General features: G+C 73.6%; 9 protein-coding genes and 1 pseudogene. 3 read left to right on the forward strand and 7 right to left on the reverse strand.

Annotated elements, in window-relative coordinates; genetic code table 11:
* Nucleotides 1–71 precede the first annotated feature (71 nt).
* The gene (locus ABD879_RS15750) at nt 72–1250 is read left to right on the forward strand and encodes a cytochrome P450 (protein ID WP_345022103.1); all 1179 of its coding nucleotides are present in this window, start codon (nt 72–74) and stop codon (nt 1248–1250) included.
* Between the two features lie 13 nt (nt 1251–1263).
* Here the strand turns inward: ABD879_RS15750 and ABD879_RS15755 are convergent, their stop codons facing one another.
* The 6 genes and pseudogenes from ABD879_RS15755 to eccCa form a co-directional block, all read right to left on the reverse strand.
* Entirely contained in the window at nt 1264–1650 is a 387-nt protein-coding gene (locus tag ABD879_RS15755; protein ID WP_345022105.1) for a YchJ family protein, read from the reverse strand.
* Between the two features lie 37 nt (nt 1651–1687).
* The gene (locus ABD879_RS15760) at nt 1688–2890 is read right to left on the reverse strand and encodes an MDR family MFS transporter (protein WP_345022107.1); all 1203 of its coding nucleotides are present in this window, start codon (nt 2888–2890) and stop codon (nt 1688–1690) included.
* Between the two features lie 322 nt (nt 2891–3212).
* Nucleotides 3213–4991: an ABC transporter permease subunit gene (locus tag ABD879_RS15765; protein WP_345022109.1), complete on the reverse strand. Its 1779-nt coding sequence runs from the start codon at nt 4989–4991 to the stop codon at nt 3213–3215.
* A 47-nt stretch (nt 4992–5038) separates the two neighbouring features.
* Nucleotides 5039–6529, reverse strand: coding sequence for an ABC transporter substrate-binding protein (locus ABD879_RS15770; protein ID WP_345022111.1), 1491 nt, complete (start codon nt 6527–6529; stop codon nt 5039–5041).
* A gap of 16 nt (nt 6530–6545) precedes the next feature.
* Nucleotides 6546–7085 carry a GNAT family N-acetyltransferase gene (locus ABD879_RS15775; protein WP_345022113.1) on the reverse strand — a complete coding sequence of 180 codons (540 nt, stop codon included), beginning with the start codon at nt 7083–7085 and terminating at the stop codon, nt 6546–6548.
* Nucleotides 7086–7192: 107 nt separating this feature from the next.
* Nucleotides 7193–11155 (reverse strand): annotated as a pseudogene (gene eccCa / locus ABD879_RS15780) (type VII secretion protein EccCa); the annotation flags it as partial.
* 150 nt (nt 11156–11305) lie between these two features.
* Between eccCa and ABD879_RS15785 the strand changes: the two are divergent.
* On the forward strand, nt 11306–12043 hold the full coding sequence (locus tag ABD879_RS15785) for a DUF6882 domain-containing protein (RefSeq protein ID WP_345022115.1): 738 nt from the start codon (nt 11306–11308) through the stop codon (nt 12041–12043).
* 131 nt (nt 12044–12174) lie between these two features.
* Here the strand turns inward: ABD879_RS15785 and ABD879_RS15790 are convergent, their stop codons facing one another.
* Complete coding sequence (locus ABD879_RS15790) at nt 12175–12435, reverse strand: hypothetical protein (protein WP_345022117.1); 261 nt, start codon at nt 12433–12435, stop codon at nt 12175–12177.
* Between the two features lie 1681 nt (nt 12436–14116).
* On the opposite strand from ABD879_RS15790, the gene ABD879_RS15795 reads away from it, so the two are divergent.
* Nucleotides 14117–15065: helix-turn-helix domain-containing protein (locus ABD879_RS15795; protein WP_345022119.1), on the forward strand; the 949-nt coding region annotated here is incomplete at its 3' end.

The following is a 15065-nucleotide window of genomic DNA, read 5'->3' on the forward strand; positions in this document are numbered from 1 at the left end:
CTGGCGTGTCACTACAAATCAGGACATGATCGGCTCGTTGCGGCGGCCCGCCGAGCCGGAAGGCGTAGACGATGGATCTCTTCTACAGCCCGTACGACTTCGACGTGCAGGAGGACCCGTACCCGGTCTACGCGCGCCTGCGCGAGGAGGCGCCCGTCTACCGCAACGAGCAGGACGACTTCTGGGCGCTGTCCCGGCACGCCGACATCCTCGCGGCGCTGCGCGACTCCGACCGCTTCTCCAGCCGCAACGGCCTGCGCATCGAGCCCGCGTTCTGGGGGCCGGACGCGGAGAAGTTCTTCTCGTTCGTCGCGATGGACCCGCCCAAGCACACCCGCATGCGCGGCCTGGTCTCCCGCGCCTTCACCCAGCGCCGCGTGCAGGCCCTCGAACCGCGGCTGCGCGAGATCGCCCGCGCCCACCTCGAACCGCTGCTGGACGGCGGCGCCTTCGACCTGATGGAGTTCGCCGGGCGCTTCCCCACCGACGTGATCTCCGAGCTGGTCGGCGTGCCGGAGGCCGACCGCGACCGGCTGCGCGACCTCGGCATGGCCATCATGTACCGGGACGAGGAGGCCACCGACCTGCCGCCGGAGGCGCTGCAGGCCATCGGCGCGCTCGTCGGCTACTACACCGAGCTGACCGCCGAGCGCGCCCGCGAGCGCCGCGACGACCTGCTGTCGGGCCTGCTGGACGCCGCCGAGGGCGACGACCGGCTCACCCCCGAGGAGATCGTCGGGGTGCTGATCCTGCTGGTCGGCGCGGGCATCGAGACCACGATGCTGCTGCTCGGCAACGCCTGGCACGCCGCCTGGAAGCACCCGGACGAACGCGCCCGCGCCTTCGCCGGACGCGTCGAGGACTGGATCGAGGAGACCCTGCGCTGGGACCCGCCCACGCAGGCGCTGGCCCGCACCACCAGCGAGGACGTCGAACTGCACGGCGTGAAGATCCCGGCGGACGCGCGCGTCCTGCTGCTGGTGGGGTCGGCCAACCGCGACCCGCAGGTGTTCTCCGACCCCGACCGCTTCGACCTCGACCGGGACACCGGGCCGTCCCTGGCGTTCGGCAACGGCCGCCACCACTGCCTGGGCTCCAACCTGGGCCGCCTGGAGGCCCGCATCGCCCTGGGCGAGCTGGTCGGCGCCATCGCCGACTACGAGATCGACGACGACGCCGTCGAACGCGTCCACTCCTCCAACGACCGCGGCTTCGCGTCCCTGCCGACCCGCATCACGGCCCGCCGCTGAACCACGGCTTCGGCTAGAGCACCTTGCCCTGGACGTAGACCCAGGCGTCGTCGTGCCGGACGAACCGGCTGACCTCGTGCAGTTCGCCCGGCTGCCCGCCCTGCGTGTAGTGGGCGCGGAACTCCACCGTGCCCTTGCGGTCGGACGGCCCGCCGTCGGCGACGCGCAGGATCTCCAGGCGCCGCCAGCGGATGCCGGGGTCGAGTTCCAGGTGCGGGGGCCGCGTCGCGGGATGCCAGCTTTTGAGCAGATAATCCGTCTCCCCCACGGCGAAGGCGCTGTAGCGGGACCGCATGAGCTGCTCTGCCGTCTCGGCCTGCGCGGTGCCCCCGTGCAGCCGTCCGCAACACTGCGCGTACGGCACCGACGTCCCGCACGGACACGCCCGACGTTTCCCCATGTCCCCATTCTGGGGCCGAACGGGAAAGGACCGGCCCCTATGCGCGCTGGGGCCGGGGCAGCAGCACCAGGGACGCCACAGGGACCACCGCGAGGACGAGCCAGGGCACGGCCGGGGGCAGCGCCGAATCCAGCAGTGAGCCCGTGGCCGCGCTGCCGACGAGCACGATGAGCCCGGAGATCGACGACATCGCGCCCGTGTACAGGCCGAGACGACCGTCCTCGGCCAGATCGGGCACCCACGCCCGCGCGGCAGGGGCGACCAGCATCTGCCCCAGGGTGAGCAGGACGACGAACCCCGCAGCGGGTACAAGGCCACCTATGCCGGTCCACCCGGCCGGGCGGACCGCCGCCACCACCGCGAACCCCGCCGAGATGGCCAGCAGGCCCGCGGCCACGGAGCGGCGCAGGTCCAGCCGGTCCGCCGCCCACCGCGTCACCGGCAGTTGCGCCACGACGACCAGCAGGGACGACAACGCGAACAGCCACGCCAGGGGAGCCTGCGAGCCCGCGGCCCGTTCCACCTCTTCGGGCAGGGCGAGGTACAGCTGGTTGTACGCCAGCAGGTAGGCGCCGTAGGCGCAGCACACGGCCAGGAAGCGGCGGTTGCGCAGCATCGGCCGCACGCCTCCGCCAAGGCGTGTCCTGGCGCGGCCGGGGATGTGCTGGGGCAGCAGCCGGAAATGCCCGGCGAGCACCGCCACGAACACGCCCGCCCCGGTGAGGCAGGCCGCGCGGAAGTCCACGGCCAGCAGCAGCGCGCCCAGCAGCGGCCCCACGAACGCCCCCGCCTGGCTCGCCACGGTGAACAGCGCCAGCACGTTCGCGCGGGGGCCGCCTCCCGCCTCCTCCCAGCACACCGCCTGCCGGGCGATCTCCGACTCCACCGCGGGGGAGAACAGCGCGGCGGCGAACCCGATCAGCAGGACGGCCCCGACCACCGCCCAGACGGCCTGCGCGTATCCGAGCCAGGCGAATCCGGCGATCCGCAGCGCGCAGCCCACGAGCACGATCGGCCGCACCCCGAACCGGTCGACGAGCGCGCCCCCGACGACGAACAGGCCCTGCTGGCTGAACGTCCGCAGCCCCAGCACCAGCCCGACCAGCCACCCCGCCAAGCCGACGGTGCCGCCGAGGTGCTCCGCCAGGAACGGCAGGACGGCGTAGAAACCCACGTTGAAGGCGAACTGCGTGAGGATCAGCAGACGCGGCAGCGCAGGCAGGCTCCGCCACGTCCCCATCCGCCGACCCCCGCCACGAACCCGCCTCCGGACCGCTGCCAGGGAGCCGATCACCTGACCTCCTCCAAGACCGCGGGCGACCTCCAGGACGCCACCGACAGCCGCCACAGCGCGAGCGGACTCCACCCCCTCCACACCCGCCGAGACCTGCTACGGGCCCGCCTGGCGGCCACAGCCAGGAAGCGGATCCCGCGGCGTTCCCCGGGGACAGCGAGCGCCCTCCAGAGCGCCTCCAACAGGCACGGCAGCAAGGCCAACTCCGCCAACGTCCGCACTGGCCGGAACCCGCTGCGAGGTCGTCTCGCGGCCGCAGGCAGGGGGATCACGGGGCGTCCGCGGAGGGCACGGTGGGCGCGGTTGCCTGGGCGGCGTTGTGCGGTCGGCGGCGGCGCCACGGGTGGCGCACTCCACCGGCTGCCATTACCGCGAATGCACCCAGCAGCGCCAGGGCGCATGCTGGGGCCAGGACGGCCCAGGGGGCGCGTTCGGCATACGGCTGGTTCTCGGCGAGCAGCAGGCCCCATTCCGGGGACGGCGGTTGTGCGCCCAGCCCGAGAAAGCCCAACGCCGCCAACGCCAGGGCGATGCCCGGCAACCGCAACAGGGCGTGCCGCACGACCGGGGGAAGGATCGCAGGCAGCAGTTCGTACCGCAGCAGGTACCAGCGTCCCGCCCCAAGCGCGCGCGTCGCGGCCAGGTGCACGGTGGCGCGTTCCTGCCGGAGCAGCGCGGACGTGTGCGCGGCCAACGGCGACCAGGCCACCGCCGCCACGGCGAGGGCGGGCGTCCACGGGGTGCCGCCCGCGATCCCGGCGGCGAGCAACCCGGCCAGTACGGGCGGCACGGCGTTGACCGTGTCCACCAGAGGACCGGACAGCCGGGGCAGCAGGCCCAGCAGCACCCCCGCCACCAGGGCGACGGCGCTCACGGCGCAGGCGATGGCGAGCGTGCGGAACGCCCCGTGCCCCACCCGCGCCAGTACGTCCCGTCCCAGCGCGTCCGTGCCGAACGGGTGGGCGAGCGAGGGCGCCTGGAGTCGGGCGGAGGTGTCCACCGCCAGAGGGTCGTGCAGAAGCCCCAGCCCGATGACGCCGAGCAGCAGCCCCCCGTACACCCACGGCAGCACCCGGGGCGCGGACCGCGTCGGCCGGTGCAGCGACTGGAGCGCACCGTCGCGCAGGGCGCGGCCCAGCAGCAGCCGTGCTGCGAGCCGGGCGAGCCCTCCGGCGGTGGCGGCGAGCAGGATGAGGGCGAGTGTTCCGGTCTGCAGGACGGGCAGGTCCTGGGCGATGGCCGCGTCCAGGGTGAGCCGTCCGAGCCCGGGGATGTCGAAGACCTGCTCCACGGCGACCGAGCCGCCGGTCAGGCCCACGGCGAAGACCCCCAGGTTCGGCAGCACACCGGGCACGGCCCGCCGCACCGCCTGCCGCGCGATGCTCCGCCCCGGCAGGCCGCGGGCGGCGGCGGCCAGCGCCCAGGGTTCGCCGAACGCGCCGGGGAGGAGGTCGTCCAGCATGCGTCCCAGCACCGCGCCCGTGGGCAGGCCCAGGGCGAGCGCGGGCAGCACCATCCACCGGGGCCCGTACCAGCCGAGTGCGGGCAGCCAGCCGAGCTGCACGCCGACCACGGTGGCCAGTACGGAGGCGGTCAGGAACTCCGGCAAAGCCGCCAGCACCGCCGCCCCGCCTCCGGCCGACCGCCCGACGGGCCGTTGCCGCGCCCCGAGCCACAGCGTGCGCGCGCACACCGCCGCCGCCGTCAGCGCTGCGACCACCAGTGCCCCGGCCATCAGCAGCAGGGACACGCCCAATCCCTGCGCGACGGCGGGCAGCACTTCGGTCCCCGACACCCACGAGGTGCCCGCGTCCCCGTGCAGCAGCCCGCCGAGCCACCGGCCGAGCAGCCGCACCGGCCCCGCGTCCAACCCGAGTTCGTCCCGGATCGCCTGCAGCACCTCGGGCGTGGGGTCGCGTTCGGCCGAACGCGCCTTCAGGACGGTCAGCGCGGGGTCGGTGCGCGACAGCCAGGGCAGCAGGCCGATCCCGCACAGCAGCACGGCGACGAGCGCCCCCCGCCAGAGCAGAACCGGCCCGTTGCTCATGGCGAATCCCCTGAGGGCGGCACGCATGCTTCCCCCGCCGCGCCCGCTCAGCGCCGTGTTCCGGTGCCGACCAGCAGCCGCTCGTACGGGTCCAGCACCGCCCCCCGCACCGAGGACCCCACCCCGGTGATGACCTTCTGGTGGACGAGCGGGACGACCGCGTCCGTGCCCAGCACCGCCGCCTCCGCCGCCATGACCGCGTCCCGCCGTTCGTCCGCGCCGGCCGCGGAAGCGGCACGCGCCACGGCCTGGTCCACCTTCTCGTCGCACAGCCGCGCCAGGTTGTAGCCGCCGTCGCAGGTGAAGTCGCCGGCCAGGACGGACACCGGGTCGCCGGTGTCGAGCATCATGTTGCGGGCCGCGACGACCGCGTCGAACTTCCCGGCCAGGGCGTCGCTCTCCAGCCGCGAGTAGTCCCGGACGACCAGCTCCACCTTGAAGCCCGCCCGCTGCAGCCGCTGCTGCAGCACCTGGGCGACCTCGGGCAGCTCGGGCCGGTTGTCGTAGGTGGCCAGCGTGATGGCCGCGCCGCCGGGGCCGCTCGGCCGCGCCCGCCCGGACGGCTGCACGCGCCGGTCCGCCGCCCAGGTCAGCGCGGGCCCGAACAGCCCGTCACCGGGGTCGGCGCGCCCCTCGTACACGTCCTTGGCCAGCGCCGCGGGGTCGACCGCCTCACGGGCGGCGGCGCGCCGCGCCGGGTCGCCGAACACCTCCGACCGGGTGTTGAGGTACAGCGCGGTGAGGCGGGGCGTGGCCGTCTCCCGGACGGCGCCCTTGTCCAGCGAGGACGCCTGCGCGACGGGGATGGCCTCGGCGATGTCCGTCCCGCCCGTGCGCACGGCGTTGGCGCGTGCGGTGCCGTCCGGGACGAACCGGGCGTCGATGCCGGAGGCGTGGGCGCGTCCGCCCCAGTAGCCGTCGTAACGTTCCAACGTCGCGCCGCCCGTGCCGCTGACCTTCGCCAGCCGGAACGGGCCGGTGGCCGTGCCGACCGGATTCACCCGGCCGCCCGCGTACGCCTTCGCCGAGAACACCGCCAGGCTCGGGTTGGACAGCCGCAGCGGCAGCACCGGGTCGGGTTCGGCGGTGCTGACCCGCACCCGCCGCCCCTCGGCCGCCTGCGCCGTCAGCGTGACGCCCGACAGCGCGGCCGGAACCGGCTTGGCCTGCGCCGCGCGGTTGAGGGAGGCGGCGACGGCGGCCGGGGTGACCTCGGTGCCGTCCTGGAACGTGGCCTCCCGCACTGTGAACAGCCAGCTGCGGCCGTCGCGCTCGCTGTGCCAGGACTCGGCCAGCGCGGGCACGGCGCTGCCGTTGGCGTCCAACCGGGTCAGCCCTTCGGCGACGCCGAGCCGGGCCAGGGTGACGCCGTCCTGGCCGTAGGGCGAGAAGTTCTGCGTGGGCGGGAACGCGAGCGTGACGCGCAGCCGCGCGCCGCCCCCGGAATCCGCCGAGCCCCCGCCGGACTGGGCGAAGCAGCCGGACAGCAGCGGGACGAGCAGCACACCGGGCACCAGTCGGCGACACAGCGAGAACATGGTTCCTCCCACGGGTCTACCGGCCGGGCATGGGGATCTCGAAGTGGACGATGCCCTGCCCGCCGTCCGGCTCCTCGGCCCGCTCGTCGCACACGACGGTGCCCAGCGACCGCCAGAAGCTCTCCGCGCCCGGCACGGACGGGTCGGTGTGCAGGTAGACCGCGGCGTAACCGCCGTCGGCCGCCGCGAACTCCAGCAGCCCCCCGACCAGCCGCCGGGCCAGCCCGCGCCGCCGGTGCTCCGGGCGCACGTACACCCGCCGCAACTGCGCCGTCTTCCCGGACGGGAACCGCGCGGCCACGCGCCACGGATTCGGCGGGGCCTCGGGCCCGCGCGAGTCCAACGCGGCCGTGGCGACCACGCCGTCGCGCTCGTCCACCGCCACCAGCAGTGTGTGCCGGGGGGACGCCAGGTAGGCGCCCTCCGGGTCGATGATGTCGCGGTGCCAGCGCGGCACGTAGCCCGTGCCGAAGTCGCGGTACACGGTGTCGAGCATCACCGACCGCGCCCCGTCGAGATCGTCCGCCCGCGCCGTCCTTATGCGATATGAGTGCACCTGCGAATGATATGCAACAAGCCGCTAGGGCATCACCGCCCGCCCTCCGGCCCGGGCACCGGAACGCCGCCCGCCGGCTTCGGCGCGTCCGGCTGCGGCGCGTCGGGCTGTGCCTCCGCCACGGCGGTCTGGATCAGCCGCGGCGTGCCGCCCCGCTGGATCCAGAACCCCCTGCCGGGCGGCTGCGGAGCCGGATACAGCGGCGGGAACAGCTGCCCCTCGGACCGGTCGCCCGACATCAGCAGCACCGCCGCGCCCGTCTCCCGGACGGCCAGCAGCAACGGCTCGTACAACCCCCGCGCCGCCCCGGCCACCCGCCGCGCCACCACGAAGTGCAGCCCGATGTCGCGTCCGCTCGGCACGAACGGCACGAACGGTTCGAGCGGCTGCTGCCCGGCCGTCGTGAGCAGGTCGTAGTCGTCGACGAGCACGACCACCCGCGGCCCGCCGCTCCAACGGCCCTCGGCCGAGTCGGAGTCGGGCATCCGGGCCTCCAACTCCTTGGCGACGCCCACGGACAGCCCCGCGGCCGGCCGCGCGCTGCCCGCGTAGCCGCCCAGATACGGCTCCGGCACCACCTCGCGCAGGCGGCGCCGCGGATCCATCACCGCGAACACGACCTCCTCCGGCGAGTACCGGCCGACCAGCCCCTCGGCGACGAGCCGCAGCAGGTTCGTCTTGCCGCACCCGCCGTCCCCCAGCACGATCAGGTTCTGGTCCTGGTCGAACAGGTCGAGCCCGACCGGTTCGAGCGCCCGCTCGTCCACGCCGAGCGGCACCGCGTCCGGCATCCGGGCCGGGCCGGGCAGTGCCGCGGCGGGCAGCCGGTGCGGCAGCACCCGCACCGGCGGCGCGGCCGGGCCGGTCCAGGACGCGCGGACCGCCCGCGCCACCGCCTCCACCACGCCGCCGAGGTCGTCGGTGTCGGGCACGCCGTCGAACCGCGGCAGCGCGACATGCCCGAACAGCCTGCCGTCGGTGAGGGCCCGCCCCGGCAGGTCCGCGGCGATGGTCTCGGCGAGCTTGCGGTCGACGGCCGAGTCGGTCGGGTCGTTCAGCCGCAGCTCGACCCGCTGCCCGAAGTTCGACTGCATGGCGATGCGCACGTCGTTCCAGCGCAGCATCCCGGCCACGACGTGGATGCCGTAGCCGCTGCCGCGCTGCAGCAGGTCCGACACCGGCTCGTCGATCTCCTCGAAGTCGTCGCGCAGCGCCCCGAACCCGTCGATGACCAGGACGACGTCGGCGCACGCGAGCTCGGGCACCCGCCCGGCGGCGTGCAGCCGCCGCAGCCCGGCGACCGAGTCGATGCCGTGCAGCCGGAAGACCTCCTGGCGGTGGTCGAGCATGCCCAGCACCTCCTCGACCGTGCGGCGCACCCGCTCCCGGTCGGCGCGCCCGGCGACGCCGCCGACGTTCGGCAGCCCCGCCAGCGCCTGCAGACCGCCGCCCACCAGATCGACCCCGTACACCGCCACCTGGGCGGGGGAGTGGGTCAGCGCCAGCGACAGCACCAGCGTGCGCAGCAGCGTCGTCTTGCCCGTCTGCGGCCCGCCGATGATCGCGATGTGGCCGCCCGCGGCCGTCAGGTCGAGGTCCCAGCGGCCCTGCCACTGCCGGCGCGGATCGTCCAGCAGCCCGACCGGCACCCGCAGCGGCGCGACCCGCGCGGACGCCCGCATGCCGTCACCGGTGACCCCCACCGGGCCGGTGACGGCGTCCAGCGTGACCGCCGCGGGCAGCGGCGGCAGCCAGATGGTCTGGACGCGCTCGCCCGTCAACTGGCCGACCAGCACGTCCAGCAGCGTGGGCCCGGCCGTCCGCTCCGGCAGCCGCCCCTCCTCGCCGGCGGACGGTCCGGCGCGTCGGCGGCCGCGTTGTACACGGTGTACGGGCGCACCGGCGCGGGCCCCGCGTCCTCGGGCTCCTCCACCACCGGCCCCTGGTACGGCCCCGACACGTACCCGCCCTTGAACCGCTGGTAGAGGCTGGTGTCGACCTTGAGGTACCCGAACCCCGGCAGCGCGGGCAGATGGAAGGCGTCCGGCGTGTCCAGGACGGTGCGGGACTCCTCCTCCGAGAACGTGCGCAGCCCGATCCGGTACGACAGGTACGTGTCCAGGCCGCGCAGCTTGCCGCCCTCGATGCGCTGGCTCGACAGCAGCAGGTGCACGCCGATGCTGCGCCCGATCCGCCCGATCGACAGGAACAGCTCGATGAAGTCGGGCCGCGCCGTCAGCAGCTCCCCGAACTCGTCGATGATCACCAGCAGGTGGGGCAGCGGCGGCAGGTCGGGCCGGTGGTGGGCGCGCTGGTAGTTGTAGTCGCCGATGTTGGCGATGTTGCCGGCGTCCCGCAGCACCTGCTGCCTGCGCTGCACCTCCCCCGACAGGCTCGCGTAGGCGCGCTCGATCAGCCCGGCGTCGTCCTCCAGGTTGGTGATGACGCCCGCCACGTGCGGCAGCTTCTCGAACGGCGCGAACGTGGCGCCGCCCTTGTGGTCCACCAGCACCATGGACACCTGGTCGGGCGGGTGCGACAGCGCCAGCGACAGCACCAGCGTCCGCAGCAGCTCGCTCTTGCCCGACCCGGTGGCGCCCACGCACAGCCCGTGCGGCCCCATGCCGAGCTGCGCCGCCTCCTTCAAATCGAGGATGACCGGCCGCCCCGCGTCGTCCACCCCGATCGGCACCCGCAGGAACGCCCGCTCGCTGCGCGGCGCCCACAGTTTCGCCAGATCCAGCCGTTCGGGCTCGTCCACGCCCAGCAGCCTGGTGACGTCCAGCGTCCCGCCCTGCGACGCCGACTCCTCCTCCCACCGACTCCCGCGACAGCCGCAGCGGCGCCAGCATCCGCGCCAACCCCAGCACGGTCGGCGCGGGCACCCGGTCGAGCGTCCCCTCCAGAACGGCCGGAGCCTCGCCGCGCAGGTCCTCCACCCGCACCTGCTCGCCGTCCACGGTGATGCGCACGCCCACGTCCCCGGGCTCCTGCGTGCGGTCCGCCACCAGGTGGATCACCGTCGCCGCCAGGCCCGCCGGGCCGATCGTCTCGTCCGGCCGCACCAGGTCGGCGGCCACGCCCCCGTACAGGTCGTGTACCCCCACCAGCCGCCGCAGCAGCCGGTACGCCTCCCGCTGCCCCAGGCCGCGCCGCACCTCGGCGGCGAAGTCCGTCCGTTCCTTCAGCTCGTCCGCCAGCAGCGCGCTCAGCGCACGGGGAGTCGGCGCGACCAGCCGCAGCGGCGCCCCGCCGTCCCTGCGCCTCGGATCGAGGACGTGCGGCAGCCACTTCACCCAGTCCCAGTCGCCGATCCGGTCCGCGTCGGCGGCGACTGCGAACGCCGCGTCCTCCGGCGCGTGGAACGCGGCGAGCTGCGCCAGCAGCGCCCGCATCACCGCCAGCACGTCGTCCCGGGAGCCGATGACGCTGACGTTGCCCGCCATGTCCAGGGGCACCGTCAGCGGCATGTCGGGGGCCGTGCCGAACCGGCGGACCGCCCCCCGGGCCTCCGCCAGCATGAACGGATCGCTCGGCGCCAGCGCCGTGCCGCGCTCGCGCAGCTTCAGCTCCGCCCCCGGCATCGTCCCGGTGCCGATGCGCACCCGCAGGAAGTCCGGGTCGCGCCGCCGCCGCTCCCACAGCCGCGCCGGGTCCCGCACGACGTCGTACAGCGCCTCCGGCGGCGGATCCAGCAGCCGCGCCCGCGTCCGCGCCTCCCGCTCGGCCCGGCCGAGTTCCTCGCGCAGCTCCTCCAGGTACTCCAGGTACCGTTCCCGCTGGTTGCGCCGCTGCCGGGTGACCTGCCCCCGCCGGGAGAGCAGCAGCGCCGCCCCCACCAGCACCGCCGCGACGAGCATCACCGCCCCGAGCGCGATGAACGCCGGATTGCGCAGGACGGTCATCACCGTCAGCGACCCCATCATCCCGACGATCGGCAGGATCGCGAACACCTGACCGCCCACTCCGCCTGCCTCGGGCAAGGTCGGCGGCGCCTCCACCTCCCGCGTCTCCTGCGCCGCCAGCGGCTGCACGGTCCGCGCGGGCCGATGCACGATCCGGACCGTCACGACTCCTCCCCGCCACCCTTGACCCGATCAGACAAGCCGTGTCATGCGGGAAGCGTATTACGCGCCTCCGACATCGCCCTGGCCCGCTTTCCCCGTCGCCCCTTGCGCCCGGGTCACCGCCCGTCGTACCCCTCCAGTAGCCTGCCTCGCATGTCCGAAACGATCACTCTTGCCAATGTGCTCGATGACGCAGCGCTACTCTCCCTGGAGCACCAGCTGCACTTCGCGGAGGTCGTCGGCGAGCACAACTGGAGCGTCGACCTGCGGGAACAGCGGTTCGAGTTCACCGGCAGCCGCAACCTGACCTGCACGCGCGTCCACCTGCTCGGCAGCGCCGCCCCCGGCCCGCAGTCGTGGCTGTGGGCGTGGGCGAACCCGACCGGCTACCCCGAGTCCCTGACCGCCGCGTCCGCGAAGGTGCGCGACTTCGGGCGGCAGTACGGCATCCCCGAGCTGGCGTCCGCGGAGGTCCCGTTCAGCGCGCTGCCCGGCCGCTCCGCCGACTTCCGCCTCGAACCGGCCCGCGTCGCCGCGATGCTCCTGGACGCGGCCAAGGTCGTGTCGGGCGTCTGGACCTACTACCACGCCGACGTCGGCCGCGGCACCCGCGCCGCGTTCCTCCTCGAGCACCCGGAATTCCAACTGCCGCGCCCGGAGTTCCCCCGCGTCATGCGCATCCTGCAGCAGGCCGTCACCGAGGCGCCCCTCACCGACCACCGGCGCGCGATCCACAGCTACGCCCGCCTGCGCGGACTCGGCGCCGCTTTCACCCCCGACCGCAGCGGACTCACCATCACCGGCCCCGACTTCACGATCGAGGCCGCCTTCGACCCCCACGGCCGCCTCAGCAACCTCACCGCCCAGAACACCCCGCCGAGCGCTCGCTGACGAGCCCCGCCGATAGCGCGCCGACGCTGGTCACGGGAGCACCAGCGTCGGCCGCTATCCGGCCGGACCCCCACGAGCGACGGCTCGCCGTAGGGGAACCCGTGTTCAGGCGGGACGCTGATACTTCGCGACTACGGCTCAATCCAGAACACCGCTCCGGTCACGTCGTCGCGCCATGCCCATCCCACCGTCCCGAGACGGTCGTACGCGGGCTCCCCGGACAAGCTGAGCGCCACCCGCCACACCGCCCCTCTCGCCGCTCCCGACGCGCCCTGGAGGACGGCGTGCACATTGCGCACCGCGGCGCTCCGGTCGTCGGTCACCCCTCCCACGCTGAGCCGCTGCCCCTGGACGTCCCACGAGAACAGCACGGGCCACCGGTCCGCCCTCATCGCCCGGGCACCAGAGCCGCGCCGAACACCCGCCGCCAGAACCCCACCCTTCGCGGCGCAACGTGCCGCCCACCGCCGGACTGTGAGAGCCACCCCACCCAAGCCGAACGCCTCCGCCCTCCAGGACCCGTCCGCCCCTCGGAGGCCGGAAGCACCCCCACGTCGGAAGCCGGGTGCGAGCGCGATCCGGGAGCCGGACGCCCCAGCGCTCCAGGAGCAGAGGGCACCTGCATCTCCGAAGCCGAACGCACCCGCCGTCCGGAAGCCGGACGCGCTTGCATGCCCGAGGCTGTGACCGCCCCCATCCGCGTCGCGGAAACGGGACGCTCCTGCACCCCAGCCCCCGGACGCCGCCGCGCTCCGGAAACCGAAGACTCCCACACGGCCGGAGCCGGCCCCGTCCGCATCTCAGAGGCGGGACGCCCCTGCATCTCAAGCCCCGGAGACGCCCCCACCTCAGGAGCTGGGCGTGTCTGCATCGCAGAAGCCGGACGCCCCCGCTCTCCAGGCTCCGAAGGCACCCCCATCACGGACACCGAACGCGCTTGCACGCCCGGAAAGGAACGCGCCTGCGCTTCGGAAGCCGAAGACTCCCGCATCCCAGAGGCCGGACGCTTCCGCACCCCAGAAGCCAAGGGTGTCTGCACTACCGGAAAGTCCATCCCAGCCCCCGGGCGCGCCTGCGCTTCAGTCCGCTCCGGAGCCGGCCCCTCCCGCGTCTCAGACGCCGAACGCCCCTGCGTCCCAAGGGCCGAAGGGGGCTGGACCGCAGGAGCCGGACGCGCCTGCACTGCCGCGCCCGTCCCGCCGTGAGCCGGGGGCGTGCTCCCCGCAGAACCCCGCATCCCTTCCCGAGGCGCGTCATCCCTCGCTCGTCCCCTGGGATGAGAGGCACCGTCTGACACCGCGGAGGCACCGGAATGCATCCTCTCCAGCCACCACGCAAGCTCCTGTGGCGACTCGGCCTCCAACAGCCGGTCCCGTCCGTCCTGCTCCACCAGGGCCCAGAAGTGCTTCGTGTACAGCCCCCACCACAGGCACACGCCCGGGAAGCGGCGCCGCAACTCCGCAAGCGCGCGCTCGACCTGAACGCTGAACGGCGCCGTCATCACGTCTCCCCCCGGCCGGGCCAAGTACCCCCGGATCGCCACGACCGCGTCGGTGACGTTGTCGATGGGCGCGATCGGTCCCTGCCAGTTCGTGTAGAACCACGGCGCGTTGCCGTCCTCGGGACGCGGCCTGCACGTGACGACGACCCCGGCCGCCTCCGCGCCACAGCCCTCCACCTGCGGACTCGTCACCCGCAGTCCACGTGCGGTCAACTCGGCCACCAGCCCCCCGGCGGAAAGCCGCATGGCCAACAGCCCCAGCGGATCGGTTTCGCCCCTAAGCTCATGCATGGGTTCGGACCCCTTCTGTCCGGATCAAGGGCCCGGTCGGCGCCGCATTCGCCGCGTCCGGGCCCGCCTCATGTCTGGGCACCCGCCTTCGCGGGCCGCTCACGAGCGTGACGGGACGATCACCGTCCGCCAACACCTGTTCAGCCCATGAGGATCACGGACCTATAGGCCACATTGGCCTACCCGCCAAATGAGCACCGGAGATGATGATGTTGATGAATTGCTTAGAGTGACGCCGAAGACTCGACCGACCACAACCGAATTGATCGGGAAGGGGTGCGATGAACGAGCAGACGAATGATCGAATCTGCCCGGCATGCCGAATCACCCGATTGAGCCGCTACAACCCCGACCCGCTGTGCGCGCCCTGCCTCCCCCAGGTGCGCGACAGCGGCGCGAACCCCCTCTGGACCTGGGATTCGGTTCCCCTCCGCAAGGCCCTCGCCCGCACCGACATGCCCGCCGTACTCGCGATCATCCGCGGGGCCACCGGCCTGAGCCAGATGGAATTCGGCCAGCTCATCGGCTGGTCCCAGTCGGTGGTCTCCAAGATCGAAAGACGCAAGCGAGACACCTTTTACGACATCCGAGAGATCCTGCGCATCGCCGATCTTCTGGGCATGCCACGCAAAGCCCTCGCTCCCCTCCTTCTCGGCGACCGAAATGGCATCCTGGGAGAGGACGACTACGTCGAGCCCCAGGGAGCCGGTATGGACATGAGCCGCCGAGAATTCCACGAGATGACGGCCGGACTGGCGGCCGGAGCGATGCTCCCCACGTTCAGCATTCCCGAAAGCGCCGACATGGGGCACGTCCGCTACCTCCAAGCCTGCCGCCTGAAGGTGGAAACCGCCTTCGACACCTCGGGCAGCGTCGCGGCCCTGGAGCAGGCCCGGCGTCACTTCGCCTGGGCTCGCCATCTGCTGGACGAGGCCGACTACACCGAGACCGTCGGCCGCCAACTCCTGGCGGCAGGAGCCCAGCTTGGCGAGATCACCGGCTTCATGGCCTTCGACCGCAACGACCAGCCGCTAGCCCAGCACATCTACGCCCAGGCCGCGGAAATGGCCGAGCACTGCGGCGACCCGGCCGTCCAAGTCGAGTCATACACCGATCGCGCCCAGCAACTGACATTCATCGCACGCGAGACCGGCAATCGAGGCCCCGCTCGCAAGGCCCTACGGTTGACGTCCCGAGCCGCATCCGCCGCCCAGCACCTCCCCTCCCCAC

The sequence above is a fragment of the Actinomadura keratinilytica genome, assembly GCF_039539665.1.
GTDB classification, from domain to species: Bacteria; Actinomycetota; Actinomycetes; order Streptosporangiales; family Streptosporangiaceae; genus Spirillospora; species Spirillospora keratinilytica.

Bases quoted from the DNA above. Each gene is read 5' to 3' on its own strand.
- ABD879_RS15750 (WP_345022103.1), top strand. From the start codon at position 72: ATGGATCTCTTCTACAGCCCGTACGACTTCGACGTGCAGGAGGACCCG.
- ABD879_RS15770 (WP_345022111.1), bottom strand. From the start codon at position 6,529: ATGTTCTCGCTGTGTCGCCGACTGGTGCCCGGTGTGCTGCTCGTCCCG.
- ABD879_RS15765 (WP_345022109.1), bottom strand. From the start codon at position 4,991: ATGAGCAACGGGCCGGTTCTGCTCTGGCGGGGGGCGCTCGTCGCCGTG.
- ABD879_RS15755 (WP_345022105.1), bottom strand. From the start codon at position 1,650: ATGGGGAAACGTCGGGCGTGTCCGTGCGGGACGTCGGTGCCGTACGCG.
- ABD879_RS15785 (WP_345022115.1), top strand. From the start codon at position 11,306: ATGTCCGAAACGATCACTCTTGCCAATGTGCTCGATGACGCAGCGCTA.
- ABD879_RS15790 (WP_345022117.1), bottom strand. From the start codon at position 12,435: ATGAGGGCGGACCGGTGGCCCGTGCTGTTCTCGTGGGACGTCCAGGGG.
- ABD879_RS15760 (WP_345022107.1), bottom strand. From the start codon at position 2,890: ATGGGGACGTGGCGGAGCCTGCCTGCGCTGCCGCGTCTGCTGATCCTC.